Here is a 24,486-nt window from a genome sequence, read left to right on the forward strand (position 1 = left end):
TGCCTGGGGTGGCTGGCGTATCCGTGGTGATCGCCGACGACGAGCTGCTGATCCGCGAGGCACTGCGGGCCGTGTTCGAGGCCGAAGGCGACTTCACCGTGGTGGGGGCGGCGGCCACGGTGGACGAGGCGGTGGCGCTGATCGAGCACCACCGCCCCGAGGTCGCGGTCGTCGACGTCCGGATGCCCGCCGGTGGCGGCGCCGAAGTGGCCCGCCGCGTGGCCGGGCTCGGCACGCGGCTGGTCGCCTTCTCCGCCTACGACGACGCCGGGCACCGCAGGCGGATGCGCGAGGCCGGCGTCGGCGAATACGTGCTCAAGGGCATGCCCAACGCCGAGATCGTGGCGGCCGTGCGACGGGCGGTGGCCGCCGGCCGGCTCAGCTGAGCGCGTGTTCCCGGCTGGTGAACAGCCGGAGCCTGCGGTCGAGCCCGACGATCTCCAGCGGGCGCCGGACGGGCCGGTTCGCGCAGACGACCCGCAGGTCGCAGCCCTGCTCGTCGGCGCGGTCCTGGAGTTCCAGCAGGACCTGCAGCCCGCAACTGGAGAGGAAGCTCACGCCGCTGAGGTCGAGCACGACCACCTCGGCGGGCGGGTCGAGCGCGGCGGTGAGCGCGGCGTCGAAGTCGGGCTTGGTGGCGAGATCGACTTCGCCGCTGACGGCGACGGTACGGCGGTGGCGGGCCTGCTCGGCCCGGATGGTCAGGTTGTCGCGCCTGAACGCCAAAGTCATGGCGGACGCTCCTTCCGGCTCCGGTACTCCCGGAGATCGGCGGAGACACGCTGATGCGGTACGTGTCCAGTGCGTCGGCTGCTGGTTTCAACCGCTGGTTCCGACCGTACGCGCCCTGTCCGCCGTACTCAATGCCACACCCCCCGCCGAGGCAGCCCGCGCGAGTGATCGTTCTTACCCCGGACGAGGGAACTTCGTGCATCCGGTACCGGATGGCAGTGCTCCGGTGCGGTCGCTACGATCTGGGCTACCGGTTGAGCAGCCAGCCGGGATTTCCGATCGCGCTCGGTCCCGACCAGCCGAGACCGGCGGAGAAACTTTCCGTTCAGCCCGAAACCCGGGAGGTCCCGTGCCATTGCCCAGCGAGCTGCTGGAGCTGGAACACCGTGCCGAGGAGTCGGCGGTGATCGTGGTCGCGTCCGGTGACATCGACATGCTGACCGTGCCCGCACTGGTCGCCGAGTTCGACACCGCGCGCGAGCTGGCCAAGCCGCCGCGCCCGGTGGTCGCCGACTTCACCAAGGTGAACTTCCTCGGCTCCTCGGGGCTGGCCGCCCTGGTGGAGATCCAGCAGAAGTGCGCCGAGGCGGGCACCCCGCTGCGGCTGGTGGCCACCGGCCGGGTGGTGCCGAGGGCCATCGAGGCGGCCGGTCTGCAGCCGGTGCTGACCATCGACGAGACCGTCGAAGCGGCACTGAGCCGCGAGACCGAGTCCGCGTAGGTTCCAGCGCGCCAGTGGGGCACCTCCCGGCGTGGGAGGTGCCCCACTGGCTTGCGTGTGCCCTCAGCGACCGGCCGGCCAGGTGAAGTCCGGGTCCTCGCTCACCGAGCGCAACGCGGTGACCGTGGGCTTGCCCTGCCGCAGCAGGTAGGCGTCGGTGCCCGGCTCGGCGCTGCCGTCGACCACGGTGGTCACCACCTCGGTGGCCTCACCCGCCTGCTCCAGCCGGGTCTGCACCGAACCGGCCGACGCCAGCGACGCGCGGGTGAGCGGGCCCAGTTCGGCGGGCGGCAGCGCGGGCACGTTGAGGTTGAGCACGGTGCCCGGCGCGGAGTCGAGCAGCAGCGGGATGACCTCCACGGCCAGTTCCTCGGCGCTGTCCCAGTGCAGCTCGCCCGGCTCCGGGTGCTCGAGTGAGACGGCCAGCCCGAGCAGGTCGTTCATGCCCGCGGTGAGCGCGGCGCCGACGGTGCCCGAGTGCAGGACCGCGCGGCCGACGTTGATGCCCCGGTTCACCCCGGACAGCACCACGTCCGGCGGGTCGCCGAAACTGCCGCCGCGTGCCGACAGCACGATGAACGCGGGCCGCGCGGTCACCGCGTGGCACTGCACGCCGGGCAGCCCGTCGAGTTCGACCGGCTTGGCCACCGGTTCTTCCCCCAGCACGGTCAGCCCGGCGCTGGTACCGCTCGACTCCTCGTGCGGCGCGGCGACCACCACGTCGAGCCGGTGCCGCAGCGCGGCCCTGGCCAGCGTGACCAGCCCCGGCGAGTCGATGCCGTCGTCGTTGGTGATCAGCACGCGCGTCATCCGGACTCCTCGCTCCTCATCCGCCGCAGTTCGACGCGTTCGGCGACCGCGCGGACGCTGTCGCCGCCCCCGGTGGCCAGCCCGCGGCGGGTCACGTTCAGCGCCCCGGCCGCGGCGCCCAGCCGGACCGCGTCCAGCTGCGACGCGCCCTCGGTGAGCGCGGCGGCCACCGCGGCGGTCATCGAATCACCCGCGCCCCGCGAATCCATCGGGTGCAGCGGCGGTGCTTCGACCTCGAACAGCTCGCCTTCGAGCAGGGCCAGCGCCGGGTCGGCGGCCCGCGAAACCACCACCGACGCGTCGTCGGCCCGCCTGCTCAGCTCGCGCATGCCCGCGACCAGCGCGGCGGGTTCCTCGCTCTCGGCCAGCCCGTCCTCCAGCAGTTCCTCGTGGCTGACCTTGATGAACTGCGGCTTGCCCTCGACGGCCGCCGACAGCAGTTCACCGGAGAGGTCGACCACCAGCAGGCAGCCGTTCGCCCGCAGGTCGGTGGCCAGCCTGCGGTACATGTCGGCGGGTACCGGCTGCCCGCTGGACGGCCCGCTGAGCGTGACCGTGGTCGACCGCAGCCCCTCCACCAGCGCCTTTTCGTACAACCCGTCCAGCTCGTGCCGCGAAAGCGGTTCGCCGGGCGCCTCGACCACCGGATCGCGGCGGTCGTCGCGCCGGTCGTGCACGTAACCGCCGTTGCGGGAGTGGGCCTCCTGCGTGACCAGCTCGATGCCCTCGTTGGGGATCAGGTGCTTGAGCAGGTCGCCGGTTTCCCCGCCGAGCGCCGCGCAGAGCACCGCGGGCACCCCGAGCGAGACGACCATGCGTGCCTGCCACACGCCCTGCCCGCCGGCGTGCAGGTGCAGTTCCGGAATGCCGTCCAGTTCCTCGATGGTCACCGTCAGCTGCGGGGACGGGGCGAACACCATGACACGTCGCTGCGGTCTCACGCGGGTTTTCCTCCTGTCAGTGCGGCCACGTCGAAGGTCAGCTCGCCGTCGCGCTCGTCCACCCGCACGCGGGACCCCGGCGACAGCTCACCGCTGAGCACCAGGTCGGACAGCCGGTTGTCCACCGCGCGCTGGATCGCGCGGCGCATCGGGCGGGCGCCGTATTCGGGCTGGTAACCAGCGCGGCTGAGCCACCCCACGGCTTCCGGCGTGAACTCCAGCTCGATGCGCTGCGCGTGCGCGCGGCGCCGGGTGCGCTCCAGCATCAGCTCGGTGATCTGCTCCAGCTGTTCCCTGGCCAGCTTGCGGAAGACGATGATCTCGTCGATCCGGTTCAGGAACTCCGGCCGGAACGACTCGCGCAGGCGCCGCATCAGGCGTTCCCGCAACGGTTTCTCGGTGTCGTCCTCGTCGGCGGGGGCGAAGCCCAGTGCGCCGCGCGTGGCGCTGGTGATCAGCTCGGAGCCCAGGTTGCTGGTCATGATCAGCACGGTGTTGGCGAAGTCGACGGTACGGCCGCGGGTGTCGGTGAGCCTGCCGTCGTCGAGCACCTGCAGCAGCACGTTGAAGATCTCGGGGTGCGCCTTCTCCACCTCGTCGAGCAGCACCACCGAGTACGGCCGCCGCCGCACGGCCTCGGTCAGCTGCCCGGCGTCCTCGTGCCCGACGTAGCCGGGCGGTGCGCCGACCAGCCTGCTCACCGTGTGCCGCTCGCCGTACTCGCTCATGTCGATGCGCACCAGGTGCTCGGCGTCGCCGAAGAGCGCCTCGGCCAGCGCCCGCGCCAGTTCGGTCTTGCCGACGCCGGTCGGGCCGAGGAACAGGAAACTGCCGAACGGGCGGCCCGGTTCGGCGAACCCGGCACGCGAGCGGCGGACCGCCTCGGCGACCGCGGTCACCGCCTCGTCCTGGCCGATCACCTTCTCGTGGAGGTGCTCTTCCAGGCGCAGCAGCCGATCCCGCTCGTCCTCGGTGAGGCGGCGCACCGGGATGCCGGTCAGCCTGGAGACCACCTCGGCGATGTCGTCCGTGGTCACCTCGATGACGCCACCGCGCCCGTCCTGGCGGGCGGTGGCCAGTTCTTCGTGTGTCCGGCGGATCTCGTCGCGCAAGGTGGACGCGCGTTCGAAGTCCTCTTCGGCGACGGCTTGGTCCTTTTCGCGCAGCAGCCGTTCGAGCCCGGCCTCCAGGTCGCGGACCTCGCCGGTGCGGCGGCCGCTGCGCAGGCGCACGCGGGCACCGGCCTGGTCGATCAGGTCGATCGCCTTGTCCGGCAGGAACCGCTCGGTGAGGTAGCGGTCGGACAGCTCCGCGGCGGCGTGCAGTGCTTCCTCGGTGTAGCGGATGCCGTGGTGCGCCTCGTACCGGTCGCGCAGGCCGCACAGGATCGCCAGGGTGTCCGAAACGGACGGTTCCGGGACCAGGATCGGCTGGAACCGGCGCTCCAGGGCGGCATCGCCCTCGATCTCGGCGCGGTACTCGTCGAGCGTGGTCGCGCCGACCACGTGCAGTTCACCACGCGCGAGCGCGGGCTTGAGCATGTTGCCCGCGCCCGGGGAGCCCTCCGACGAACCCGCCCCGGCCACGGTGTGCAGCTCGTCGATGAAGACCACCAGTTCGTCGCGGTGCTGGCGGATTTCGTCGAGCAGCGCGCTCATCCGCTCCTCGAAGTCACCGCGGTACCGGGTGCCCGCCACCATCGCGGTCAGGTCCAGCTGGACCACCTTGCGCCCGGCGAGCACGTCCGGCACGTCACCGTCGGCGATGCGCTGGGCGAGGCCCTCCACGATGGCCGTCTTGCCGACCCCGGCTTCGCCGATCAGCACCGGGTTGTTCTTGGTGCGGCGGGAAAGCACCTCGACGGTCTGCTCGATCTCGTCGTCGCGGCCGACCACCGGGTCGATCGAGCCGGCGCGGGCGGCCTCGGTGAGGTCGCGGCCGTACTTGTCCAGTGTGGGCAGTCGCGGGCCGATGGGCTGCCGGGTGTCACCGCCTTCGGTCATCGCGCGGTGCAGCGCCGGTGCGGTGGCACCCGCCGAGCCGAGCAGTTCGCCCGCGGTGGAGTCGGGATCGCCCGCCAGTGCGAGCAGGATGTGCTCCGGGCCGATGTAGGACGCACCGAGGCCGCGGGCGAGCCGGTGTGCCTCGATCAGGGCGCGCTTGGCACCGGGTGCCAGTGACGCCGGGGCCTGCGCGGGCGCGTCGGGCTCGTCGCCGTCCGGCTGGCCCAGCACGCTGAGCCGGGCACCGGCGCGCGCCAGCAGCTGCCGGGTCGGCGGTGCCTCGGCGGCGGCCATCAGCAGGTGCTCGGTGTTGACGTGCGGCAGGCCCGACCGGGCCGCCTTCCGCGCGGCTTCCGCGATCAGGTCCCTGGCCGGGGCGGTGAGCAGGCGGGTCAGGTCCACCGAATGCGGGCGGCGGGCCGGTGCTTCACCGAAGAACTGGGCGAGGAACTGGTCCAGCGGGCTCCCGCCGGGCGGGAAGAAGTCGGTCATCTCTCGGCCGCTCCCTGGGGTGGGGTTCGGGCGGTCCGCATCCGGCTACCCGGCGGGGGAGCGGGTGAAACCGGTTCAGCGGGCGTGCGCCCGCCGCCACGCCTCCACCTCGGCGAGCGCGTCGATCAGGGTGGGGTGCACCGGCAGCACCCCGGCCACGCCGATCGCCTCGACCGCCCTGACCACCACGCAGCCCCAGGTCACCACCGCCCAGGCGACGCCGTGCTGGGCGCCGCGCCGGGCGGTCTCCAGGAGCAGTTCGAGCCCGGCTACGCCGAGGAAGCCGAGCCCGCGCAGGTCGAGCACGAAGTCCTGGCGGGCGGTGAGCAGTTCGTCGAGCACCTCGGCCAGCGCGGGCACGCTCGCGGTGTCCAGGTCGCCGGTCACCACCGCGATGGCCACCCCGTCCGGGTGCCCGCGGAGGTGGATGGAAACCTCACCGGCCGTTCGCAAGGGCGTCTCCCCGCCTGGTGCCCTACTGCACTTTTCGACGGTAAGCCGGTGCCCACCACCCCACAAGCCGAACCGGCCGAGTGTCCGAAATGGAACCGAGCCGGGTGGGGGGTGGGGTGGACACGAATGTGGCTTTCGGGGCGAATAACGCCCCGAAAGCCACATTCGTGTCCCTGCCGCGGCGGCGGGCACCCGGCGGCGGATGCCTCGCGACCCGGGGCGCGCCTCCGCGGTCCCGCTGTCGGGTGGGCCCGGCGGCGCGGCCGCGCGGCCAGGCGGCTCGGCGTCCCAGCGGGCCCAAGCGCCCTGGCGGCCCGGGGCTCTGGCGCCCCAGGCGGCCTGGCACCCGAGCGCCTACTCCTCGTCTCGTGGGTAGGCGGGTTCCCGTTGGTCCGCGGCGTCGGCGGGGTCGGCCTCCAGCGGGGGCGTCCCGGTGCCGGTGGGTTCCGGGGTCTGGTCCGGCCTGGCTGGCCGCAGCTGGTCCAGGGTGTCCGCGGTGGGCTTTTCGAGGTCGTGCTCCGGAGTGCTCATCGGCTTCTCCTTTCCAGGGTCTCAGTGCCGCAGGATGGCGCCGAAGCCTTCGGCGAGGTCGAGCCGTTCGTCGAAGACCACGATTCCGGCGCCGACGGAGACCGCCGCCACCGGCAGGGCCTCGTCCGCCCGGCGCTCCGTACTCGTGCCGACGCCGAACGCGGCCAGCTCGCCCTTGTCCACCGCCACCTGCGCCGCTGCTTCGCCGACCGCCACCGTGGCGTCACCCGGCTCGGTGACCAGCAGGGTTTCCACGTTGCCCTCGCGCAGGGCCGTGGTCACCCCCTCCAGCCCGGACACCGCGAGCCCCGGCGCGCGGCCGAGTTCGGCGCGGAACCGTTCCGCCACCCGGTCGAGGCGCGCCAGCCTGCGCCCGGCGAGCAACTCGCCGATCGCGGTGTCGAGCTGGCCCGGGGTGGCCGCGTCGGCGCGGGCGCCGGCGGTCACCTCGGTGGCGATCTCCTTGGCGGGCTTGGGCAGCAGCTCCCGCAGCTCGCGGCGCGCCTGCACCTCACCGGCGAGCACGATCAGCTCGGCGCCGAGTTCGGCGGCCAGCTTCGCGGTCCGCTCGGCGACCTGCTCCAGGTTGCGGTGAACGTTCTCCTCCACCCGCGCCTGGATGTCGCGGTGGGCTTCGGCACCGCCGCGCACCTTGTGCACGGGGTGGTCCTCACCGTCCACGCGTTCCACGGACTGCCTGCGCCCCTTGGCGTCCACCGCGGTCAGGTCGGCGCCGGTGCGGTCGGCGATGACCACCAGGTACGGCGTGCCGATGGCGGAGTGCGCGACCAGCGGCAGCAGGTAGGGCAGCTCGGAGAACCGGACCTCGGTGGCGCCGGGCGGCTCGGCGAGGCCTTCGTCGACCAGCACCTGGTCCCGCGCGGCCAGCACGGCCCGCCCGCTGCGCCCGACCGGCGGCCGCCCGTCGCGGATCGCGCGGTCCACCGCCTCGATGGTGTCATCCCCGGCGCCCTTGCCCGCCAGCTGCTCGCGGATGTCCCGGCGTTTCAGCTCCAGCTGCTTCGCCGCGTCCTCGGTGTCGTGCGAGTCCTCGAAGTAGACGGACACGAACGGGCCGCCTGCCTCGGTCAGCTCACGCAGCGTGGTGGTGTCCACTGGACGCTCCTTCGCTCGCGGATGATCAAGTTCTCGCCGCCCGGGTACCCCGGATCGAGCCGGGCAAACTTCCGGCAAACGAGTCCACTATGGACTGTGTCAGGCCGCCCAGGCCGGGAAGTCGGTCCACGCCTGGAGCGTGCGGCGGCTTTCGAAGCGGCGTGGCTGCCCGCTGACCGGATCGGTGAACTCCAGCGTTTTCGCCAGCAGCTGCAGCGGGCGCCGGAAGTCGTCCAGCGCGGTTTCGGTGAGCACGGGGTAGAAGTCGTCGCCGAGAATGGGGATGCCGAGCCCGCTCAGGTGCAGCCGCAACTGGTGCGTGCGCCCGGTCGCGGGCAGCAGGCGGTAGCGGCCGAGGCCGCCACGCGTCTCGGCGAGTTCCACGCGGGTCTCGGCGTTCGGCGGCCCCGGCACCTCCTGCGCGGCGAGCACCCCGCGTTCCTTGACGATCCGGCTGCGCACCACCGCGGGCAGTTCCAGTGCGGGGTTCACCGGAGCGATCGCCTCGTATTCCTTGCGCACCAGGCGATCCCGGAACATCGTCTGGTACGCGCCACGCAGCTCGGGCCGGATCACGAACAGCAGCAGCCCGGCGGTCACCCGGTCCAGCCGGTGCGCCGGGCTCAGCCGCGGCAGGTCCAGGTCCCGGCGCAGCCGCACCAGCGCGGTCTCCACCACGTGCCTGCCCCGCGGGATGGTGGCCAGGAAATGCGGCTTGTCCACCACCAGCAGGTCGTCGTCGCGGTGCACGATGCCGATTTCGAACGGCACCGGCACCTCGTCGGGCAGGTCGCGGTGGAACCAGATGAAGGTGCCCGGCCGGAACGGGGTGTCGGGCCCGAGCGGACCGTCGAGCCCGACGATCCGCTCTTCGGCCAGCAACTCGTCGATCCGCGCCGGGCTGACGCGGGGCAGCCGCTCCACCAGGTGGTCGCGAAGGGTCGCCCACGGACCCTCGTCCGGCAGGCGCAGCCGGGCGGGGTCGAGGCCGTGCCGCTGCGGCAGCGGCGAGCGGAGCTTCCTTCGCATCGGTGGACTCTAACCCGCGGCCGTGCCGAAGGGGTTGTCGATGGCGTAGCGCCACTGCCCGCCGCTGCCGCGGCGGAGCACGTCGGTGGCGGTGCCGGAGAGGTCCACCTGGGTACCGTCGGTCGCTGTCCCCCGGATGGACCAGTCGACGATCAGCAAGGCGAGGTCCCCGGCGACGTAGCTGTGCCGCGTTTTCGCTTCGATCGGCAGGCCCCAGCTGAGCAGGTGGCGCTCGGCGGCTTCGCGGTCCGCGCCGGTCAGCGGCAGGCCGGGCCGCGGGACGAGCACCGCGGTGTCCTCGTAGAGGCGGTCGAGCGCGGCGGGATCGGCGGCGTTGAAGGCGGCCGCGTACCGGGCGTGGTGGTTGTGGGGTGTGTCATGAAAACCGGTCATGACTCCCTGAGCATAACATCGGCGTTACCCTGGACCGGCGGCAGGGAGGGGTGGGGACGACGGCCTCGGACGAGTTCGGCGAAGTCGGTGAACCCGGCGACGTTGCTGCCATCGCGGAGACGGTGCACAACGCCATCGCTTCGCGCGTTTTTCCGCACCAGGTCAACGAAACCGCCTTCGAGCTGAAGCTGCGTCAGTGTGTTCGCGGTAACATCGGCTTCCTCGCCGATGTCGCGGCGGGCCGCCTGCACCACGACGAACCCGACCTCGGGCACGCGCTCGCCTTCGCCGAGGTGGTCGCCGCGCGCGGCATCCCGTTCGAAGACCTCGAACGCGCCTACTGGGTCGGGCTGGAGCAGTTCTGGGACCGCTGGCTGACCATCGTCGGCGAGGCCGCCGAACGCGGCGAGGGCACGGTCACCGAGCTGATCGGCAACCGGACCCCGGCCGTGTTCGGGTACGTCACGCGCGTGCTCGGCCTGGTCAGCGCCCGGTACGACGAGGCGTCGAACGAGCTGGCCCGCACCGGTGCCGAACGCCGCCGCGCGCTGGTCGACGAACTGCTCGGTGCCTCACCGCCCGCCCACACCCAGTTCCTCGACGACGAACTCGGTTACCGCCTGCGTGCCTGCCACGTCGGGCTGCTCCTGCTCGGCGACCGCTTTCAGGCCGAGCGGCGGCTGGCCAGGCTGCGGCACGAGACCGAGGCCCCGGCCGCGTTGCTGGTCGAGCGCGCGCCCGGGTTGTTCGCGGGCTGGCTCGGTTTTCCCGGCCGGGTCGATCCGGCGACGGTGGGCGTGCTGCGGCGGGCCGTCTCGCGGCACGGCGAGCCGGTGGTGGCCGGTGGCCCGGCGCCCGGGCTCGCCGGGTTCCGCCGCGCGCACGAGGAGGCCACGCGGGCGCTGGCCCTGCGTGAAAGCCTCGCCGACCCGGCGGATTTCCTCTGGTACAACGACGTCCGGCTGGAAGCGTTCCTGCTGGAGAACACCGCGGCCGCGCGCCGGTTCGTCGCCGAGGAACTCGGTGAGCTGGCCGAGGCGAACGAGCGCGCCGACCGCATCCGCGACACCCTGCTCGCCGCGTTGTCCAGCGGCTCGCAGGCCAGGGCGGCGGCCGAGCTGGGTGTGCACGAGAACACCGTCCGGCTGCGCCTGCGCACCGCCACCGAACTGCTCGGCGACGATCTCGCCGAGCGCCGCACCGAGCTGCTGGTCGCCCTGCGCCTGCGGCGCGCGCTGGGGAACACCGGCCAGGCCCCGTTCATGGACGCCGCCGGCTGAACCTGTGGGAATCCCCGCGCGCGGGTGTCCGGTTCCGACATTGGACCGCCCCGCGAGCCGAACTACCTTGGCGGACAAGGGAATCGGGAGGGGCAGCGGATGCACGAGCAGACCGTCGGCGCACTGGTGGAACGCGCGGCCGCGGCACACGGGCCGAAAACCGCGGTGGTCTGCGGGGACCGCCGGATCACCTATCGCGAGCAGCTGGCCCGCATCCGCCGCGCCGGGCGCGCGCTGCTCGGCCTCGGCCTGGACACCGGGGACCGGGTGGCCATCCTGATGAGCGACCGGCCGGAACAGCTCGACGTCTACTACGGCGCGTTGTGGGCGGGCCTGGCCGTGGTCCCGCTCAGCGCGCGCCTCGGTGTGGCCGACCACCAGTACGTCGTCTGCGACTCGGGTGCGGAGGTGCTCGTCCACGACGCCACGCACGCCCGTCGCGTGCAGCAGATCCGCGGCACCTCCGGCGTCGAGCACGTGGTCTCCGTCGACGACGAAGCCGTGCTGCCCGGTGGGCACAGCTGGCAGCGGCTGTCCTGCCACCAGCCCGACCATCCCGGCGGCCCGCCGGTCTTCCCGACCGATCTGTACGGCATCTACTACACCGCGGGCACCACCGGGCAGCCCAAGGGCGTGGTCCACACCCACCGCACCGTGCTCGCGGCGTTGTTCAGCCAGCTCGCCGAACTCGGCCTCGGCGACGGCGACCGGTTCGCCCACGTCACCCCGCTTTCGCACACCGCGGGCGCGTTCGTGCTGCCGGTGTGGCTGCGTGGGGGCACGAACGTGCTGGCCGGGCGGTTCGATCCGGAGCGGCTGGTCGAGACGATCGCGCGGGAGCGGATCACCGCGACCCTGCTTTCGCCGGACAGGCTGGCGGCGCTGATGGACGCCGCCCCGGCCGCGGGCGCGAAACTGCTTTCGCTGACCACCGTGGTCTACAGCGGCGGCCGCGTCGACCCGGACCGGCTGGTCGCCGCGATGGACCGCTGCGGTCCGGTGTTCACCCAGTTCTACGGCCTGACCGAGGTGCCGACGCAGGTCACCGTGCTGCGCAAGCGCGACCACGCCGCCGCGGTGGCCACCGGGCACCTCGAGCCGCTGTCGTCGTGCGGCCGCCCGGTGGCGATCGCCGACGTGCGCCTCGAAGACCCCGACGGCAGGCGGGTGCGGCCAGGGGAGCGCGGTGAGGTGGTGGTCGGCGGGCCGCACGTGATGGTGCGTTACTGGAACCGGTACGCCGACACCGAACGAGCGCTGCGCGGCGGACGGCTGTACACGGGCGACTTCGGGCATTTCGACGAAGGCGGCTTCCTGCACCTGGCCGACCGGCAGCGCGAGACGATCCGGTCGGCGGGTGTCACGGTGTTCCCCAAACAGGTGGAAGACGGCCTGATCACCCATCCGGCGGTACGTGACGCGTGTGTGTTCGGCGCCCCGGACGACGGGCGCGGTGAGGTGGTGCACGCGGTGGTGGTCGCCGACCCGGCCGCCACCGTCAGTGCCGAGGACCTGATCACCTGGGTGGCGCAACGCCGCGGCGAGGCGCTGGCACCCCGCCGCGTCGACTTCGTGGACGCCATCCCGCTGACCGCGGTGGGCAAGCACGACAAGCCGCGCCTGCGGGCCCGCACCGGGTAGGTCACTCCATAACGGACGGTTTCCCTAGCAGGTGGCGGTGTCGCGGTGCGTGGTTCCGTTCGCTCGCAACTCGTTTACCCGGTTGGCCGCGCCGGCGGGGGAGAGCACCTCGTTCGCCGCGTAGTAGACCCAGTCGTTCTGGGTCTGGTAGGTGCTGCGGCCGCCGGAATGCGCGGCGTGGTCGATGAACCACTCCTGGAAGGCGATCATCATCGGGGTTTCCGGGTAGACGTGCCCGTCGTGCGTGGCCACCAGCTGGTCGCCGACGAAGTACCGCAGCGTGCCGCCGGAGACCTGCACGGTCAGCGTCTGCCAGCCGGCGAACCCGGACCGCACGGCGGTGCTGCGGTTGTCGGCCACCCACGGGTCCGGCTGGTAGGTCTCCCAGCTCGTCAGGAACATCGTCGAACCGGGCTCGCCCCAGCCGCCGTTGGGCAGGTACTCGAAGTCCAGCTCGCCGTAGTCCGGGTCGTTCGGGAAGGCGAGCGGGGTGATGGTGAAGAAGGTCTGGACCAGGTGGTCGCCGTCGGCGCCCTCGACCGGTGCGTCGCTGAACCGGACGCGCGCGGAATAGGTGCCCTCGAAGAACTTCCGCTGGTGCATCACCTCGGCCTGGCTGGTGCCGCCGGTGGTGCCGTCCGTGTGCGCGGACAACTGCAGCACCGGCTGCCCGTCCACCACCGGGAAGCTCGCGTTCGCCGCCGACCAGCCGCCCACCCCCGGTCCGCCCCCGCCGTTGCGCAGCTGCCAGCCGCGTTGCGCGAGCCTCGGGTCGGTGTGGGAGTCGTAGGCGAAGTCGTCGAACAGCACGCCGGAGCACGCCGCCTCGGTGGCGGAGGCGGGCGGGGCGCACAGGCAGGCCGCGGTGGCGGCGGTGAGCAGGGCTCGGGCGGCCACGGGAATTCGGCGGTTCATTTCACGTCCTTGGGTTCGCGGGGACAGGCGAGAAAAGGCGCCGGAGAATTGTGGCGGTGATTCGTCCGGACACCCATTAACGCGCGCTGATGCGGGCATTCGCAAGCCCCGGCGCGCCGATGTCCGAGGTTGATCGTTTGCGGACGGGAAACGGTCAGCCATTCGCCGCGACGGCGGCCAGTTCGATCTCGGCACCCGCCGCGCGCAGGCCGTCCAGCTCGGCCGGATCGGCGGCGTCGTCGGTGACCAGCCGGTGGATCCGCGCCGGCGGGATGGTCTGGACCATGGCGTCGGCGCCGATCTTGGTCGAGTCGGCGAGCACCACCACCCGCTCCGCGGCGGCGGCCAGTGCCCGGTCGGCCCCGGCCACCGCGGGATTCGGGGTGGACAGCCCGCGTGCCGCGGTCAGCCCGTTGCCGGAGAGGAAGGCGTGCCGCACCCGCAACTGCGAGAGCCCGGCTTCGGCCGCGCTGCCCACCGTGGCGAAGATCGACGCGCGCAGCGTGCCGCCCGGCATCAGCACCTCCACGCCCGGCGCCTGCGCGATGATCTGCGCCACGAGCAGGGAATTCGTCACCACGGTCAGCTCGCCGGTGCGGACCAGCCGCTTGGCCAGCGCCTGCGTGGTGGTGCCCGGCCCGAGCGCCACCGAGTCGCCGGGGGAGACCAGTTCCGCGGCCAGCGCGGCGATCGCCTCCTTCTGCGCGCCCGCCACCTTGGCCTTCTCCGTGCAACTCGGCTCGTAGGAGGTGCGGCTGGTGGCGACCGCGCCGCCGTGCCTGCGCGCCAGCACCCCCTCCGCGGCCAGCTGCCGCAGGTCCCGGCGCACGGTGACCTCGCTGGCCTGCACGATGCGGGCGAGTTCGCGCAGGGAGACGGCCCCGTTCGAGCGGACGAGTTCGACGATGACCTGACGGCGTTCGGCGGCGAACATGGCCGCACGCTAACGGAGGGAAAAGCGGATTCCTAGCGCCGAACCGAGGCGATCGGTGAATGGTGATTACCACCGGTGTTCGACGCGTGCGCCGAACGGACGCTTGCGCCCGGGTTATTCCTCCGCTTTGCTGTGAAGATCGTCCGTACTGCGGCACCGACCCGATGACAACGTTGACATCCGTGCCGATCCTGAGGAGCGCTCCGATGACGCTGTTGTCATGGCCGGGCCGGGCCTTCATTTCCTTCCTGCTCGCGCTGGCGGTGGTGCTCCCACTGGCCGTGGTGTCGGCGGAACCCGCCGCCGCGGCGGCGCACTGGACGGTCACCGGGCCTTCGTCGCGGTCGCCGGTGACCGCCGAACTCACCCTGGAAGCGGGCACGCTGAAGCTTTCGGCGGCACGGCAAGGCCGGACCGTGCTGGCCCCGGCGCCGCTCGGCCTGCGCACCGAGCGCGCCGACCTGAGCCGTGACCTGCGGGTGCTCGGGCAGAGCCAGCGCATTGTCGCCGAGCGCTACACGATGACCACCGGCAAGCGGCACGACCGGGCGGTCCGCGCGCGGGAGACGCGGTTCCGGCTGGCTGCCGGGGACGCGCGGTTCGAGCTGCTGGTCCGCGTGTCCGACGACGGTGTCGCCTACCGCTACCTGCTGCCGGACGAGGGCGGCACGGTGGTCACCGGCGAGGCGTCGGCGTACCGCCTGGCTCCGGACGCCACCGCCTGGCTGCTGCCCTACAACCCGCAGTACGAGAACCAGCGCGTCGAGACCACGGCGGCCGGCGCGGCGTCGGGGGAGTACGGCCACCCGTCGCTGTTCCGCTCCGGCACGGACTTCGCCCTGCTCACCGAGTCCGATGTGGACGGTTCGTACTCGGGCAGCAGGCTGGTGCACGAGGCCGGATCGCCGGACTACACGGTGAAACTCGCCGACGAGCGGGTCACCACGTCACGGACTCCCTGGCGCACCGCGATCATCGGCGACCTCGCCACGGTCACCGAATCCACACTGGTCGACGACCTGGCCACCCCGTCGAAGATCGCGGACACGTCGTGGATCCGGCCCGGCAAGTCGGCGTGGTCGTGGCTGAGCGAGCACCAGAGCCCGCGTGACTTCGAACGGCAGAAGGTCTACGTGGACTTCGCCGCCCGCAACGGCTGGCCGTACGTGCTGGTCGACGAGGGCTGGAGCGAGGACTGGGTGCCGGAGCTGACGCGGTACGCGCGCGCCCGTGGTGTCGAGGTGCTGCTGTGGTTCCACTGGCAGACGCTGGACACGCCGGAGAAGCGCGCCGAGATCCTGCCGAAGGTGAAGGCGTGGGGGGTCAAGGGCGTCAAGGTGGACTTCATGGAGTCCGACACCCAGGCGCGCTACCAGTGGTACGACGCGATCCTGGCGGACACCGCGGCGCTCGAGCTGATGATCAACTTCCATGGTTCGACCATTCCGCACGGGCTGGCCAGGACCTGGCCGCATCTGATGACCATGGAGGCGATCCACGGGCAGGAGCAGCTGCCGCAGCCGGCGAACAACCCGGTGCACCCGTTCACCCGCAACGTGGTCGGCTCGATGGACTTCACGCCGGTGGCGCTGGAGGTCGGGCCGCGGACGTCGAGCGTGGGGCACGAGGTGGCGCTGCCGGTGCTGTACGAATCGGGGTGGCAGCACTTCGCTGACAAGCCCGAAGCGTACGACCGGCACCCGAACGCGCTGCGGTTCCTCGACCAGGTGCCGACCACGTGGGACGAAACGCGGTACCTGAGCGGGTATCCGGGCGACGAGGCGGCGCTGGCCAGGCGGGCCGGTGACCGGTGGTTCGTCGGCGCGATCACCGCCGGGCCCGCGCGGACGGTGACCACGCCGCTGGCGTTCCTCGGTGCGGGGGAGTGGCTGGTGGAGACGGTCCGGGACGTGCCGGGTTCCGTCGACGTGCGGCGGGAAAGCCGGGTGGTGCGGTCGTCGGACAGCCTGAGCTACGCAGTGCCGGCGAACGGTGGCTTCGCGGCGATGGCCTGCCGTGCCGAGCCGGGGCGGACCACCTGTGACCAGCCGATCCAGCAGGTGCCGTCGACTTCGCTGACGATCAGCCCGGCGGACGCCGGTGATCGGGAGCCGGGTTCGTCGTTCGAGATCAGCGCGGAATTCAGGCTGGAGTCGGATCGGGTGGTGCGGGACGTGGTGCTGGCGCCGCGAGTCCCGAGTGGATGGTCGCTGGCCGGGGAACCGGTGCGGGCGGCCGAGTTCCGGCCGGGGCAGGTGCTGAGTGGCAAGTGGACGGTGACGGCCGGGGCGGGGACCGGGAAGCACGAGGTCCCGATCGCGGCGGACTTCCTGGACCCGTCGCTGGACTGGCCGGAGGTGCACGTGGCGGAGGCGGTCGAGGTTTTTGTGCCGCCGCCGGTGCCGTCGGATGGGGCGCTGGTGAGTGATCTGCCGTTCGTGTCGGCGGCCAACGGCTGGGGGCCGGTGGAGCGGAACCGCTCGGTCAACGACCAGGCGGCCGGGGACGGGAACCCGCTGCGGATCGGCGGTGTCACGTACGAAAAGGGGCTCGGCACGCACGCGCCGAGCGAGGTGACCGTCTACTTGGGACGCGGCTGCCAGGAGTTCACCGCGCTGGCCGGGCTCGACGACGAGACCACCGAACCCGGCTCGGCGGTGTTCGAGGTGCTGGGCGACGGTGCCCCGCTCGCGGCGACCCCGGTACTGCGCGGCGGCGACGCGGCGTTGGCTGTGCGGGCCGATGTGCGCGGGGTGCGGATGCTGACGCTGCGCACCACCGACGGCGGGGACGGGAAGAACCACGACCACACGGACTGGGCCGTCCCGCGCCTGACCTGCCTCCGCTGACCCCAGCGGGGGGGGCAGCCAGACGCTATGAAAGTGGCTTTCATAGCGTCTGGCGCAATGAAAGCCACATTCATAGCGTCAGCCCGGAGTAGTGAAACGATTCATTCCGGGTGGTGCGGGTGCGGCGGATGCGTCGCCCGTAGCAGGGTGCGCAGGTCCTGAAGTGAGCCGTCGAGGGCACCGGCGGCACGCGCCTGTACCAGCAGGTTGCCCGCCGCCGTGGCTTCGGTGGGGCCCGCGTACACCGGCACCCCACAGGCTTCGGCGGTCAGCCTGCACAGCAGTTCGTTCCGGGCACCGCCGCCGACCAGGTGGATGGCATCGACCTGGTGGCCGGAAAGGCGGGTGGCGTCGGCGATGGCCTCGCGGTAGGCGACCGCCAGGCTGTCCAGCACGCACCGCGCCAGTTCGCCGGGGTCGCGCGGCTCCGGCTGCCCGGTTTCCCGGCAGGCCGCGGTGATCCGCGCGGCCATCCCGCCCGGCGGCAGGAACCGCGGGTCCGTCGCGTCGACGACGCTGCGGCCCGGCGCCGACCTGGCGGCGGCGTCCAGCAGGTAGCCGAGCCCCAGGCCCAGTTCCCGCTGCACCTCCTGCAGCAACCACAGGCCCATCACGTTCCGCAGGAACCGGATCTTGCCGTCCACCCCGCGCTCGTTCGTGAAGTTCGCCAGCCGCGCCTGCTCGGTGAGCACCGGCTCGTCCAGCTCCAGCCCGACCAGCGACCACGTCCCGCACGAAATGTAGGCGAACCGGTCACTCGCCGCCGGGACCGCGACCACCGCCGAAGCCGTGTCGTGCGAACCCACGGTGTACACCGGGCAGCCTTCGTAGCTGCCCGCAGCCACGCCCGGATCCCGCAGCGGCGGGAAAAGGTCCTGGCGCAGCCCGAGTTCGCCGAACAACTCGGCCGACCACTCGCCGGTGCGCGGATCGAGCAGCCCGGTCGTGGAGGCGTTCGTCCGCTCCGTGCCCAGCTCACCGGTCAGCCAGTACGACAGCAGATCCGGGATCAGTACCACCGACGAAACGGCGGCCAGCTCCTCGGCGGCCAGTTGGAAAACCGTGTTGAACGGCTGGAACTGGATGCCGGTGGTGGCGTACAGCCGCGCGGGTGGCACCACCGCGTGCACTCGGTCCACGCCCGCCGCGGTGCGCGTATCCCGGTAGTGCGCCGGATCCGCGAGCAGCGTGCCGGACGCGTCGAGCAGGCCGTAGTCCACCGCCCAGGTGTCGATGCCGATCCCGGACAGCTCGCCGTGCCGCTCGACCGCCGCCCGCAGGCCGTCGGTGAGTCCTTTGTAGAGGGAGCGGATGTCCCAGCGCAGGGTGCCGCGGCACCGCACCGGCTCGTTCGGGAACCGGTGCACCTCGGCCAGTTCCAGCCCGCCGTCACCGAACCGCCCGGTCACCACGCGGCCGCTGGACGCGCCGAGGTCGACCGCCGCGAAGACCTCGGCCATCAGCGGAGGAAGGCCGCGGCGACCCCGGCGTCCACCGGCACGTGCAGGCCGGTGGTGTGCCCGAGTTCGCCCGCCGTCAGCACGAAGACCGCGTTGGCCACGTGCTCGGGCAGCACCTCCCGCTTGAGCAGCGTCCGCTTCGCGTAGAACGCGCCCAGTTCCTCCTCTTCGACGCCGTAGACCGCGGCCCGCTGCGCGCCCCAGCCACCGGCGAAGATGCCCGACCCGCGGACCACCCCGTCCGGGTTCACGCCGTTGACCCGGATGCCGTGCTCACCGAGTTCGGCGGCGAGCAGGCGCACCTGGTGGGCCTGGTCCGCCTTGGCCGCCCCGTAGGCGACGTTGCTCGGCCCGGCGAACACCGAGTTCTTGCTGACGATGTAGACCAGGTCCCCGCCGAGCCCCTGCGCGACCATCTGCCGCGCCGCCTCACGCGAGACCAGGAACGAGCCGCGGGCCATCACGTCGTGCTGGAGGTCCCAGTCGGCCGCGCTGGTTTCCAGCAGTGGCTTGGAAACCGACAGCCCGGCGTTGTTGACCACCAGGTCGATCCCGCCGAACGCGAGCGCGCCCGCGGCGAAGGCGGCGCCGACCTCGTCCTCGTCGGTGACGTCCGCGCGCACCGCGACCGCGGTGTCGCGGCCGAGTTCGCCGGCGACCTCCTGTGCGGCGTCGAAGGCGCGGTCCGCGACCACCACACACGCGCCCTCGGCGGCGAGGCGTCGCACGGTCGCCTTGCCGATGCCGGAACCGCCGCCGGTGACCAGCGCGACCCGGCCCGCCAGCGGCTTGGGTGCCGGACGACGGCGCAGCTTGGCCTCTTCGAGCGACCAGTACTCGATCCGGAACTTCTCGCTTTCCGGAATGGGCGCATAGGCCGACACCGACTCCGCACCGCGCATCACGTTGATCGCGTTGACGTAGAACTCCCCGGCCACGCGCGCGGTCTGCGCGTCCGCGCCGAAGGAGAACATGCCCACGCCCGGCACGAGCACGATCGCCGGGTCGGCGCCGCGCATCGCGGGGGAGTCCGGCTCGGCGTGCCGCTCGTAGTAGGCGCGGTAGTCCGCGCGGTAATCCTCGTGCAACTCGCGCAGCCGCTCGATGGTCTGCTCCAGCGGCGCGGACGGCGGCAGGTCGAGCACCATCGGCCGGACCTTGGTGCGCAGGAAGTGGTCCGGGCAGGAGGTGCCGAGCGCGGCCAGCCGCGGGTGTTCGGCACCGGCCAGGAAGTCCAGCACCACGGCCGAATCGGTGAAGTGCCCGAGCTGACGCCGATCGGTGGACGCGAGCCCGCGCAGCACCGGTGCCAGCGCGGCGGCACGGGCCCGTCGCTCGGCGTCGGGCAGTGGCTCGTATTCGGCGATGCGCGGGCCGAACGGTTCCGCGCGTCCGTTTTCGGCCAGGAACTCCGCCGCGGTGCGGATGATCTCCAGTGAACGCGCCTCGCACTCGTCGGAAGTTTCACCCCATGCGGTGATTCCGTGGCCGCCGAGAATGCAGCCGATGGCTTGCGGATTGGCGGCCTTCAGCTCGGCGATGTCCAGTCCCAGCTGGAAACCCGGCCGCCGCCACGGCACCCACACCACCCGGTCACCGAAGCAGCGTTCGGTGAGTTTTTCCCCGTCGGCGGCGGTCGCCAGCGCGATCCCGGAATCCGGGTGGAGGTGGTCTACGTGCGCGGAATCGACCAGGCCGTGCATCGCGGTGTCGATCGACGGGGCCGCGCCGCCGCGTCCGTGCAGGCAGTAGTCGAACGCGGCGACCATCTCGTCCTCGCGCTCCGGCCCGGGGTAGACGCGGGTCAGCCCGCGCAGCCGGTCGAGCCGCAGCACGGCCAGCCCGGATTCGGCGAGCGTGCCGAGGTCGCCGCCGGATCCCTTGACCCACAACAGTTCCACGTCCTCGCCGGAGGCCGGGTCGGTGGCCACGCCCTTGGCGGAGGTGTTGCCGCCCGCGTAGTTCGTGTTCGCCGGGTCGGCGCCCAGCCGGTGGGACCTGGTCAGCAGCCGTTCGATGGTTTCCTGGCTCGGCTCGGGCATCGCACGTCCCCCGCGTCGGTGAGGTTGAAACGTTTCATCCGCATGTTAGGGTTCGGTGTGACGGAGAGCAAGTATGGTCGGCATTAAGGACGTGGCCCGGATCGCCGGGGTTTCCATCGGCACGGTCTCGAACGTGGTGAACCGGCCGCACGTGGTGTCGGCCGCGACCAGGTCCCGGGTGCTGTCGGTGATCCAGGAACTCGGCTACGTCCGCGACGAGTCGGCGCGGCAGCTGCGGGCCGGTCGCAGCCGGACGCTGGCCGTGCTGGTGCTGGACCTGGGCAACCCGTTCTTCGTCGACGTGGCGCAGGGCGCCGAGCAGGCGGCGCAGGCCGAAGGGCTGAACGTGATCACCTGCAACAGCGGCCAGCGGGTCGACCGCGAGGCCGGGCACCTGGCGATGCTCGCCGAGCAGCGGGTGCGCGGGGTGCTGCTCAGCCCGGTCGCCTCGGCGGGGGAGAGCCTGGAGAACTTCCGCCGCAGCGGGATCCCGTACGTGTTCGTCGATCGCAAGATGCCGAACTCCGACGCGTGCTCGGTGTCGGTGGACGACGTGGCGGGCGGCGCGCTCGCGGCCCGGCACCTGATCGAGGCCGGGCACACGCACATCGCCTTCGTCAACGGGCCGCAGTTGCTCGCGCAGTGCCGCGACCGCGAAGCCGGGGCGCGGGCGGCGCTGGCCGAAGCACCCGCGCCGGGCCGCACCTTCACCGTGCTGGAGTCCGAGGCGCTCGACGTGGCTTCGGGGCGGGACGCGGGGGCGCGCGTGCTCGGCATCAGCCCGCGGCCCACCGCGGTGTTCTGCGCCAACGACCTGCTCGCGCTCGGTGTGCTGCAGGCGATGGTGGCGGCCGGGGTGCGCGTGCCGGAGGAGATGGCGATCGTCGGGTACGACGACATCGAGTTCGCCGCGGCGGCCGCGGTGCCGCTCACCTCGGTGCGCCAGCCCGCCACGCGGCTCGGGAAGACCGCCGCGGAGCTGATCATCGCCGAGACCGCCGATGACGCGGCCGACGCGGCCGAGCACGAGCACCAGACCGTGGTCTACACCCCGGAACTGGTGGTGCGCGACTCCACGCGGGTGCGGCGCGACCGGGTCAGCAGGTAGGTCACCGCGACCGCGGCGGTGGCGGTGACCAGCCGGTTCAGGTCGATCGCCGGTACCCAGCGGACCCGGCCGCCCTTGATCTCGTAGGCGCCGGTGGCGTGCGCGATCACGCCGAAACCCGCGCCCTGGGCCCGCTGCCCGTCGAGGCCGTCACCGCCGCCCCCGCCACCCCAGACGGTGGCCGCGGGGATGACCACCACACCGTCGGCCTCGTACGGCTCGCCGTAGACCCGCTTGGCGGTGAGCGAATTCCAGGCCGAGCCGATCAGTTCCGGAATGTTCACTGCGCTCCTCGGTCCACGGTGTGCAGCTCGACCTCGGTCAGCTCGCCGCGTGCGACGACCGCGGTCAGATAGGTGTGGTGCGGCTGGCGGCGGCGGTCGGTGGGGGAGCCGGGGTTGAGCAGGCGCAGCCCGGTGCCGGTCTCGCTGTCCCACGGGATGTGGCTGTGCCCGAACACGAGCACGTCGGTGTCCGGATAGGCCTTGGCGCAGCGGGCTTCCCGGCCTTTCGCCGGGCCGGTTTCGTGCACCACGGCCAGCCGCAGCCCGTCCAGTTCGGCGCGGGCCACCTCGGGCAGGCGGGCGCGCAGTTCGGGGCCGTCGTTGTTGCCGTACACGCCGATCAGCCGCTTCGAGCGGCGCTCGAGTTCGTCGAGCAGCGCGACCTCGACCCAGTCGCCGGCGTGCACCACCACGTCCGCCGCCTCGGCGCGCTCCCAGATCTCGCCGGGCAGGCGGCGGGCCCGCTGGGGCACGTGCGTGTCGGAGATGATCAGCAGGCGCATGCTTCGACCTTAGGGGCAGAATGACCGCCATGGCGGCCAAACGCAGTGCCGGGATCCTCCTGTACCGGGGTGGACCGGCGGACACCGAAGTTCTGCTCGGGCACATGGGCGGGCCGTTCTGGGCCCGCAAGGACGAGGCCGCGTGGTCGGTGCCGAAGGGTGAGCACGAGCCGGACGAGGCGCCGCTGGCCGCCGCGCGCCGGGAGTTCGAAGAGGAACTGGGCCTGCCGGTGCCCGAGGGGGAGCACGTCGAGCTGGGCGAGGTGCGGCAGTCCGGCAAGGTGGTCACGGTGTTCGCCATCGAGGCGGACCTGGACCCGTCGCTGGCCGTGCCGGGCACCTTCGAACTGGAGTGGCCGCCGCGTTCGGGGAAGATGCAGGAGTTCCCCGAGATGGACCGGTTCGAGTGGTTCGGGCTGGCCGAGGCCGAGCGGAAACTGGTGAAGGGGCAGCGCCCGTTCCTCGGCAGGCTGGCCGAGCGGTTGACTTGAACCTTTGTTCAGCTTTTACCGTCGGGGCATGACCACTTGGCTTGACGAAGCGAGCTCGACGGGGCTGGACCGGCTGGGCGCCCGTGCCGCGGACGCCGACATCGTGGCGCTCGGCGTGTCCAACCGCGCGGCCCACGAACTGTCCACAATGGTCTTCGAGATGCTGCGGTACCTGGTGGAAGCCCACGGGTTCCGCGCGCTGGCACTGGAAGGCGACGACCTGGCGAGCGCGCTGCTCGACGACCACGTGCGGACCGGCAACGGTGATCCGAGGCGGATCCTGAGCGAGTCGCGGCCGTTCCTGCGGGCCGAAGAGATCCTCGACGCCGTGCGCTGGCTGCGGTCGTTCAACGAACGGCACCCCGGTGACCCGGTGCGCGTGGTGCACCCAGCCGCGGTGCCGGATATGCCCGGCGATCGTGCCGGGCTGGAGCGCATGCTCGCCGACGGCCTTTCGCGGTGGCACGACGAGAATCCGGCGAAGATCGTGTACTGGGGCGGGATCGCGCACACCGCGCGCCAGGACGTGCCGTCGCTCGGCAAGCTGCTCGGCGAGCGGTTCTCGTACCTCTCGGCCGGGCTGACCTTCCACCACGGCGAGCCGCTGGACTGGATGCCGGTGCCGCCGCCGGACCACTTCGAAACCACGCTCGACGCGGCCCGCGCGGACACCTTCCTGCTCGACCTCCGCGACGTCCCGGCGGCCGTGGCGAACGCCCCGGTGAAGACCCGGCTGGTCGGTCCGGCCTACGACCCGGCCGAGGACGGCCACTACCTCGAAGGCACTCCGGCGGGCTGGTTCGATCTGGTCCGGCACACCCGCGTGGTCACCCCGGCGAAACTCTTCGGCTGAAGTGTCGGTCTCCGCCTGGCCCGCCCGTCGGTGAGCCGACGGAAGGAGAAGGACATGACCGAACTCGAGGTGCGCGTCCAGGACGGGAACCTGCTCTTCACCCGCGGCTACCCGCACGAGGTCGCGAGGGTGTGGCGGGCGCTGACCGACGACGGCGAGCTGTCCGTGTGGACGCCGTGGCGGGTGCGGGCGGACATGGTGCCGGGTGGCGTGCTGTCGGTCGCGTTCGGCAAGGGGAAACCGACCAAGGGCGAGGTGCTGACGGTCGAGCCGGAACGGCGGCTGGTCTGGCGTTGCTACGGCGCCTTGCTGGACTGGACGCTCGACCCCGAAGACGGGGGCTGCCGGCTCGGTTTCGCCACCACCATCGGCGATCCCGGGCACGTCGCGCAGAGCGCCGCCGGGTACCACATCTCGCTCGACAACCTCGCGCTGCTGCTGGACGGGCAGGACGTGGTCAAGGCACCGAGCCCGCCGCGGGAACCGCGTTTTCCCGGGCTGGTGCGGCATTACACGGCGGCGCTGTGACGATGCTGTGACGATTCAGACGTCCGCCGGTAGGTGGCGTGCCAGGTGCAGGCCGACGCCGAGCACCAGCGCGAGCATGCCAGCCAGCACCAGGCTCGCGCTGGCGGTGAGCACGGCCAGCACCAGCAGCACACCGGCCAGCACGTCCACGCAGACCGGCAGCACCCTGCCGATCCGGAACCGGCGCGGACCGCCGATGCGGCGGAAGGAGGCGGCGAGTGCGGGCTCGGCGGCCTCGAACCACTCCTCGATCTTCTTCAGCTGCTCCCGATCATGGTGACTCAGCATGGGGTTCCAGCCCTTCACACGATCCCGACGCCAGGGGGTACCCAGCCGGGCGCCGCGCCACACGTCGAAATGGGTGATCTCCGGCGGAA

The 24,486-nt window shown here is 72.2% G+C and carries 25 protein-coding genes; 9 read left to right on the forward strand and 16 right to left on the reverse strand.

Annotated features, from left to right (window positions below):
- Nucleotides 1–8 precede the first annotated feature (8 nt).
- Entirely contained in the window at nucleotides 9–386 is a 378-nt protein-coding gene (locus A4R43_RS05525) for a response regulator (RefSeq protein WP_236808788.1), read from the forward strand.
- Here A4R43_RS05525 and A4R43_RS05530 read toward each other — a convergent pair.
- Entirely contained in the window at nucleotides 379–732 is a 354-nt protein-coding gene (locus A4R43_RS05530; RefSeq protein ID WP_113691309.1) for an STAS domain-containing protein, read from the reverse strand. The two genes, A4R43_RS05525 and A4R43_RS05530, sit on opposite strands and share 8 nt — an antisense overlap.
- Before the next feature lie 349 nt (nucleotides 733–1,081).
- On the opposite strand from A4R43_RS05530, the gene A4R43_RS43805 reads away from it, so the two are divergent.
- A complete protein-coding gene (locus tag A4R43_RS43805; RefSeq protein WP_236808789.1) occupies nucleotides 1,082–1,453 on the forward strand; it encodes an STAS domain-containing protein in 372 nt (123 codons plus the stop codon).
- Nucleotides 1,454–1,516: 63 nt separating this feature from the next.
- Here the strand turns inward: A4R43_RS43805 and surE are convergent, their stop codons facing one another.
- The 8 genes from surE to A4R43_RS05570 form a co-directional block, all read right to left on the reverse strand.
- Nucleotides 1,517–2,263 (reverse strand): 5'/3'-nucleotidase SurE, encoded by a 747-nt coding sequence (surE, locus tag A4R43_RS05540; RefSeq protein ID WP_113691311.1) that lies wholly within the window; start codon nucleotides 2,261–2,263, stop codon nucleotides 1,517–1,519.
- Entirely contained in the window at nucleotides 2,260–3,204 is a 945-nt protein-coding gene (locus A4R43_RS05545) for a 1-phosphofructokinase family hexose kinase (protein ID WP_236808790.1), read from the reverse strand. The genes surE and A4R43_RS05545 overlap by 4 nt, the downstream gene beginning before the upstream one ends.
- Nucleotides 3,201–5,699: an ATP-dependent Clp protease ATP-binding subunit gene (locus tag A4R43_RS05550; protein ID WP_113691313.1), complete on the reverse strand. Its 2,499-nt coding sequence runs from the start codon at nucleotides 5,697–5,699 to the stop codon at nucleotides 3,201–3,203. Before A4R43_RS05550 ends, A4R43_RS05545 begins: the two co-directional genes overlap by 4 nt.
- Before the next feature lie 75 nt (nucleotides 5,700–5,774).
- Nucleotides 5,775–6,152: an STAS domain-containing protein gene (locus A4R43_RS05555; RefSeq protein ID WP_162788330.1), complete on the reverse strand. Its 378-nt coding sequence runs from the start codon at nucleotides 6,150–6,152 to the stop codon at nucleotides 5,775–5,777.
- A 354-nt stretch (nucleotides 6,153–6,506) separates the two neighbouring features.
- Entirely contained in the window at nucleotides 6,507–6,683 is a 177-nt protein-coding gene (locus A4R43_RS43180; protein ID WP_205215249.1) for a hypothetical protein, read from the reverse strand.
- A 21-nt stretch (nucleotides 6,684–6,704) separates the two neighbouring features.
- Nucleotides 6,705–7,799, reverse strand: a complete 1,095-nt coding sequence (locus A4R43_RS05560; protein ID WP_113691315.1) for an Rv2629 family ribosome hibernation factor — start codon at nucleotides 7,797–7,799, stop codon at nucleotides 6,705–6,707.
- 99 nt (nucleotides 7,800–7,898) lie between these two features.
- Complete coding sequence (locus A4R43_RS05565) at nucleotides 7,899–8,828, reverse strand: RluA family pseudouridine synthase (protein WP_113691316.1); 930 nt, start codon at nucleotides 8,826–8,828, stop codon at nucleotides 7,899–7,901.
- A 9-nt stretch (nucleotides 8,829–8,837) separates the two neighbouring features.
- Nucleotides 8,838–9,221, reverse strand: coding sequence for a YybH family protein (locus A4R43_RS05570; RefSeq protein ID WP_113691317.1), 384 nt, complete (start codon nucleotides 9,219–9,221; stop codon nucleotides 8,838–8,840).
- A gap of 50 nt (nucleotides 9,222–9,271) precedes the next feature.
- Between A4R43_RS05570 and A4R43_RS05575 the strand changes: the two genes are divergently transcribed.
- Both A4R43_RS05575 and A4R43_RS05580 read left to right on the forward strand, forming a co-directional pair.
- Nucleotides 9,272–10,501, forward strand: coding sequence for a PucR family transcriptional regulator (locus A4R43_RS05575; RefSeq protein WP_113691318.1), 1,230 nt, complete (start codon nucleotides 9,272–9,274; stop codon nucleotides 10,499–10,501).
- 99 nt (nucleotides 10,502–10,600) lie between these two features.
- A complete protein-coding gene (locus A4R43_RS05580) occupies nucleotides 10,601–12,142 on the forward strand; it encodes an AMP-binding protein (protein ID WP_113691319.1) in 1,542 nt (513 codons plus the stop codon).
- A gap of 24 nt (nucleotides 12,143–12,166) precedes the next feature.
- Here A4R43_RS05580 and A4R43_RS05585 read toward each other — a convergent pair whose 3' ends face one another.
- Nucleotides 12,167–13,057 carry a glycoside hydrolase family 16 protein gene (locus A4R43_RS05585; protein WP_113691320.1) on the reverse strand — a complete coding sequence of 297 codons (891 nt, stop codon included), beginning with the start codon at nucleotides 13,055–13,057 and terminating at the stop codon, nucleotides 12,167–12,169.
- Between the two features lie 154 nt (nucleotides 13,058–13,211).
- On the reverse strand, nucleotides 13,212–13,991 hold the full coding sequence (locus A4R43_RS05590; RefSeq protein WP_113691321.1) for a DeoR/GlpR family DNA-binding transcription regulator: 780 nt from the start codon (nucleotides 13,989–13,991) through the stop codon (nucleotides 13,212–13,214).
- A 206-nt stretch (nucleotides 13,992–14,197) separates the two neighbouring features.
- Between A4R43_RS05590 and A4R43_RS05595 the strand changes: the two genes are divergently transcribed.
- Nucleotides 14,198–16,840 (forward strand): NPCBM/NEW2 domain-containing protein, encoded by a 2,643-nt coding sequence (locus tag A4R43_RS05595; protein ID WP_113691322.1) that lies wholly within the window; start codon nucleotides 14,198–14,200, stop codon nucleotides 16,838–16,840.
- 101 nt (nucleotides 16,841–16,941) lie between these two features.
- On the opposite strand, the gene A4R43_RS05600 is transcribed toward A4R43_RS05595, so the two are convergent.
- Together A4R43_RS05600 and A4R43_RS05605 are read right to left on the reverse strand one after the other, a co-directional pair.
- Nucleotides 16,942–18,300 (reverse strand): rhamnulokinase, encoded by a 1,359-nt coding sequence (locus A4R43_RS05600; protein WP_113691323.1) that lies wholly within the window; start codon nucleotides 18,298–18,300, stop codon nucleotides 16,942–16,944.
- Nucleotides 18,300–20,342, reverse strand: a complete 2,043-nt coding sequence (locus tag A4R43_RS05605) for a bifunctional aldolase/short-chain dehydrogenase (RefSeq protein ID WP_113691324.1) — start codon at nucleotides 20,340–20,342, stop codon at nucleotides 18,300–18,302. The genes A4R43_RS05600 and A4R43_RS05605 overlap by 1 nt, the downstream gene beginning before the upstream one ends.
- 73 nt (nucleotides 20,343–20,415) lie before the next feature.
- Here A4R43_RS05605 and A4R43_RS05610 point away from each other — a divergent pair, with 73 nt between their 5' ends.
- Nucleotides 20,416–21,450, forward strand: a complete 1,035-nt coding sequence (locus A4R43_RS05610) for a LacI family DNA-binding transcriptional regulator (RefSeq protein ID WP_113691325.1) — start codon at nucleotides 20,416–20,418, stop codon at nucleotides 21,448–21,450.
- Here the strand turns inward: A4R43_RS05610 and A4R43_RS05615 are convergent.
- Together A4R43_RS05615 and A4R43_RS05620 are read right to left on the reverse strand one after the other, a co-directional pair.
- On the reverse strand, nucleotides 21,387–21,734 hold the full coding sequence (locus A4R43_RS05615) for a sporulation protein (protein ID WP_113691326.1): 348 nt from the start codon (nucleotides 21,732–21,734) through the stop codon (nucleotides 21,387–21,389). The genes A4R43_RS05610 and A4R43_RS05615 overlap by 64 nt on opposite strands.
- The gene (locus A4R43_RS05620) at nucleotides 21,731–22,237 is read right to left on the reverse strand and encodes a metallophosphoesterase family protein (RefSeq protein WP_113691327.1); all 507 of its coding nucleotides are present in this window, start codon (nucleotides 22,235–22,237) and stop codon (nucleotides 21,731–21,733) included. The genes A4R43_RS05615 and A4R43_RS05620 overlap by 4 nt, the downstream gene beginning before the upstream one ends.
- Nucleotides 22,238–22,266: 29 nt before the next feature.
- On the opposite strand from A4R43_RS05620, the gene A4R43_RS05625 reads away from it, so the two are divergent.
- The 3 genes from A4R43_RS05625 to A4R43_RS05635 are packed head-to-tail and all read left to right on the forward strand — an operon-like array spanning nucleotide 22,267 to nucleotide 24,109.
- A complete protein-coding gene (locus A4R43_RS05625; RefSeq protein WP_113697365.1) occupies nucleotides 22,267–22,728 on the forward strand; it encodes an NUDIX hydrolase in 462 nt (153 codons plus the stop codon).
- A gap of 28 nt (nucleotides 22,729–22,756) precedes the next feature.
- Nucleotides 22,757–23,581 carry an erythromycin esterase family protein gene (locus A4R43_RS05630; protein WP_113691328.1) on the forward strand — a complete coding sequence of 275 codons (825 nt, stop codon included), beginning with the start codon at nucleotides 22,757–22,759 and terminating at the stop codon, nucleotides 23,579–23,581.
- Nucleotides 23,582–23,635: 54 nt separating this feature from the next.
- The gene (locus tag A4R43_RS05635; RefSeq protein WP_113691329.1) at nucleotides 23,636–24,109 is read left to right on the forward strand and encodes an SRPBCC domain-containing protein; all 474 of its coding nucleotides are present in this window, start codon (nucleotides 23,636–23,638) and stop codon (nucleotides 24,107–24,109) included.
- A gap of 15 nt (nucleotides 24,110–24,124) precedes the next feature.
- Here the strand turns inward: A4R43_RS05635 and A4R43_RS42565 are convergent, their stop codons facing one another.
- Nucleotides 24,125–24,397 carry a DUF3040 domain-containing protein gene (locus tag A4R43_RS42565; RefSeq protein WP_162788331.1) on the reverse strand — a complete coding sequence of 91 codons (273 nt, stop codon included), beginning with the start codon at nucleotides 24,395–24,397 and terminating at the stop codon, nucleotides 24,125–24,127.
- Between the last annotated feature and the right edge of the window lie 89 nt (nucleotides 24,398–24,486).

Origin of the sequence: Amycolatopsis albispora, assembly GCF_003312875.1 — a bacterium.
In the GTDB taxonomy this organism is placed as follows: domain Bacteria; phylum Actinomycetota; class Actinomycetes; order Mycobacteriales; family Pseudonocardiaceae; genus Amycolatopsis; species Amycolatopsis albispora.

Excerpts from the sequence above, each read along its gene's own strand:
- A4R43_RS05530 (WP_113691309.1), bottom strand. The coding sequence starts at position 732 with ATGACTTTGGCGTTCAGGCGCGACAACCTGACCATCCGGGCCGAGCAG.
- surE (WP_113691311.1), bottom strand. The coding sequence starts at position 2,263 with ATGACGCGCGTGCTGATCACCAACGACGACGGCATCGACTCGCCGGGG.
- A4R43_RS05550 (WP_113691313.1), bottom strand. The coding sequence starts at position 5,699 with ATGACCGACTTCTTCCCGCCCGGCGGGAGCCCGCTGGACCAGTTCCTC.
- A4R43_RS43180 (WP_205215249.1), bottom strand. The coding sequence starts at position 6,683 with ATGAGCACTCCGGAGCACGACCTCGAAAAGCCCACCGCGGACACCCTG.
- A4R43_RS05565 (WP_113691316.1), bottom strand. The coding sequence starts at position 8,828 with ATGCGAAGGAAGCTCCGCTCGCCGCTGCCGCAGCGGCACGGCCTCGAC.
- A4R43_RS05570 (WP_113691317.1), bottom strand. The coding sequence starts at position 9,221 with ATGACCGGTTTTCATGACACACCCCACAACCACCACGCCCGGTACGCG.
- A4R43_RS05580 (WP_113691319.1), top strand. The coding sequence starts at position 10,601 with ATGCACGAGCAGACCGTCGGCGCACTGGTGGAACGCGCGGCCGCGGCA.
- A4R43_RS05585 (WP_113691320.1), bottom strand. The coding sequence starts at position 13,057 with ATGAACCGCCGAATTCCCGTGGCCGCCCGAGCCCTGCTCACCGCCGCC.
- A4R43_RS05590 (WP_113691321.1), bottom strand. The coding sequence starts at position 13,991 with ATGTTCGCCGCCGAACGCCGTCAGGTCATCGTCGAACTCGTCCGCTCG.
- A4R43_RS05595 (WP_113691322.1), top strand. The coding sequence starts at position 14,198 with ATGACGCTGTTGTCATGGCCGGGCCGGGCCTTCATTTCCTTCCTGCTC.
- A4R43_RS05600 (WP_113691323.1), bottom strand. The coding sequence starts at position 18,300 with ATGGCCGAGGTCTTCGCGGCGGTCGACCTCGGCGCGTCCAGCGGCCGC.
- A4R43_RS05605 (WP_113691324.1), bottom strand. The coding sequence starts at position 20,342 with ATGCCCGAGCCGAGCCAGGAAACCATCGAACGGCTGCTGACCAGGTCC.
- A4R43_RS05610 (WP_113691325.1), top strand. The coding sequence starts at position 20,416 with ATGGTCGGCATTAAGGACGTGGCCCGGATCGCCGGGGTTTCCATCGGC.
- A4R43_RS05620 (WP_113691327.1), bottom strand. The coding sequence starts at position 22,237 with ATGCGCCTGCTGATCATCTCCGACACGCACGTGCCCCAGCGGGCCCGC.
- A4R43_RS05625 (WP_113697365.1), top strand. The coding sequence starts at position 22,267 with ATGGCGGCCAAACGCAGTGCCGGGATCCTCCTGTACCGGGGTGGACCG.
- A4R43_RS05630 (WP_113691328.1), top strand. The coding sequence starts at position 22,757 with ATGACCACTTGGCTTGACGAAGCGAGCTCGACGGGGCTGGACCGGCTG.
- A4R43_RS05635 (WP_113691329.1), top strand. The coding sequence starts at position 23,636 with ATGACCGAACTCGAGGTGCGCGTCCAGGACGGGAACCTGCTCTTCACC.
- A4R43_RS42565 (WP_162788331.1), bottom strand. The coding sequence starts at position 24,397 with ATGCTGAGTCACCATGATCGGGAGCAGCTGAAGAAGATCGAGGAGTGG.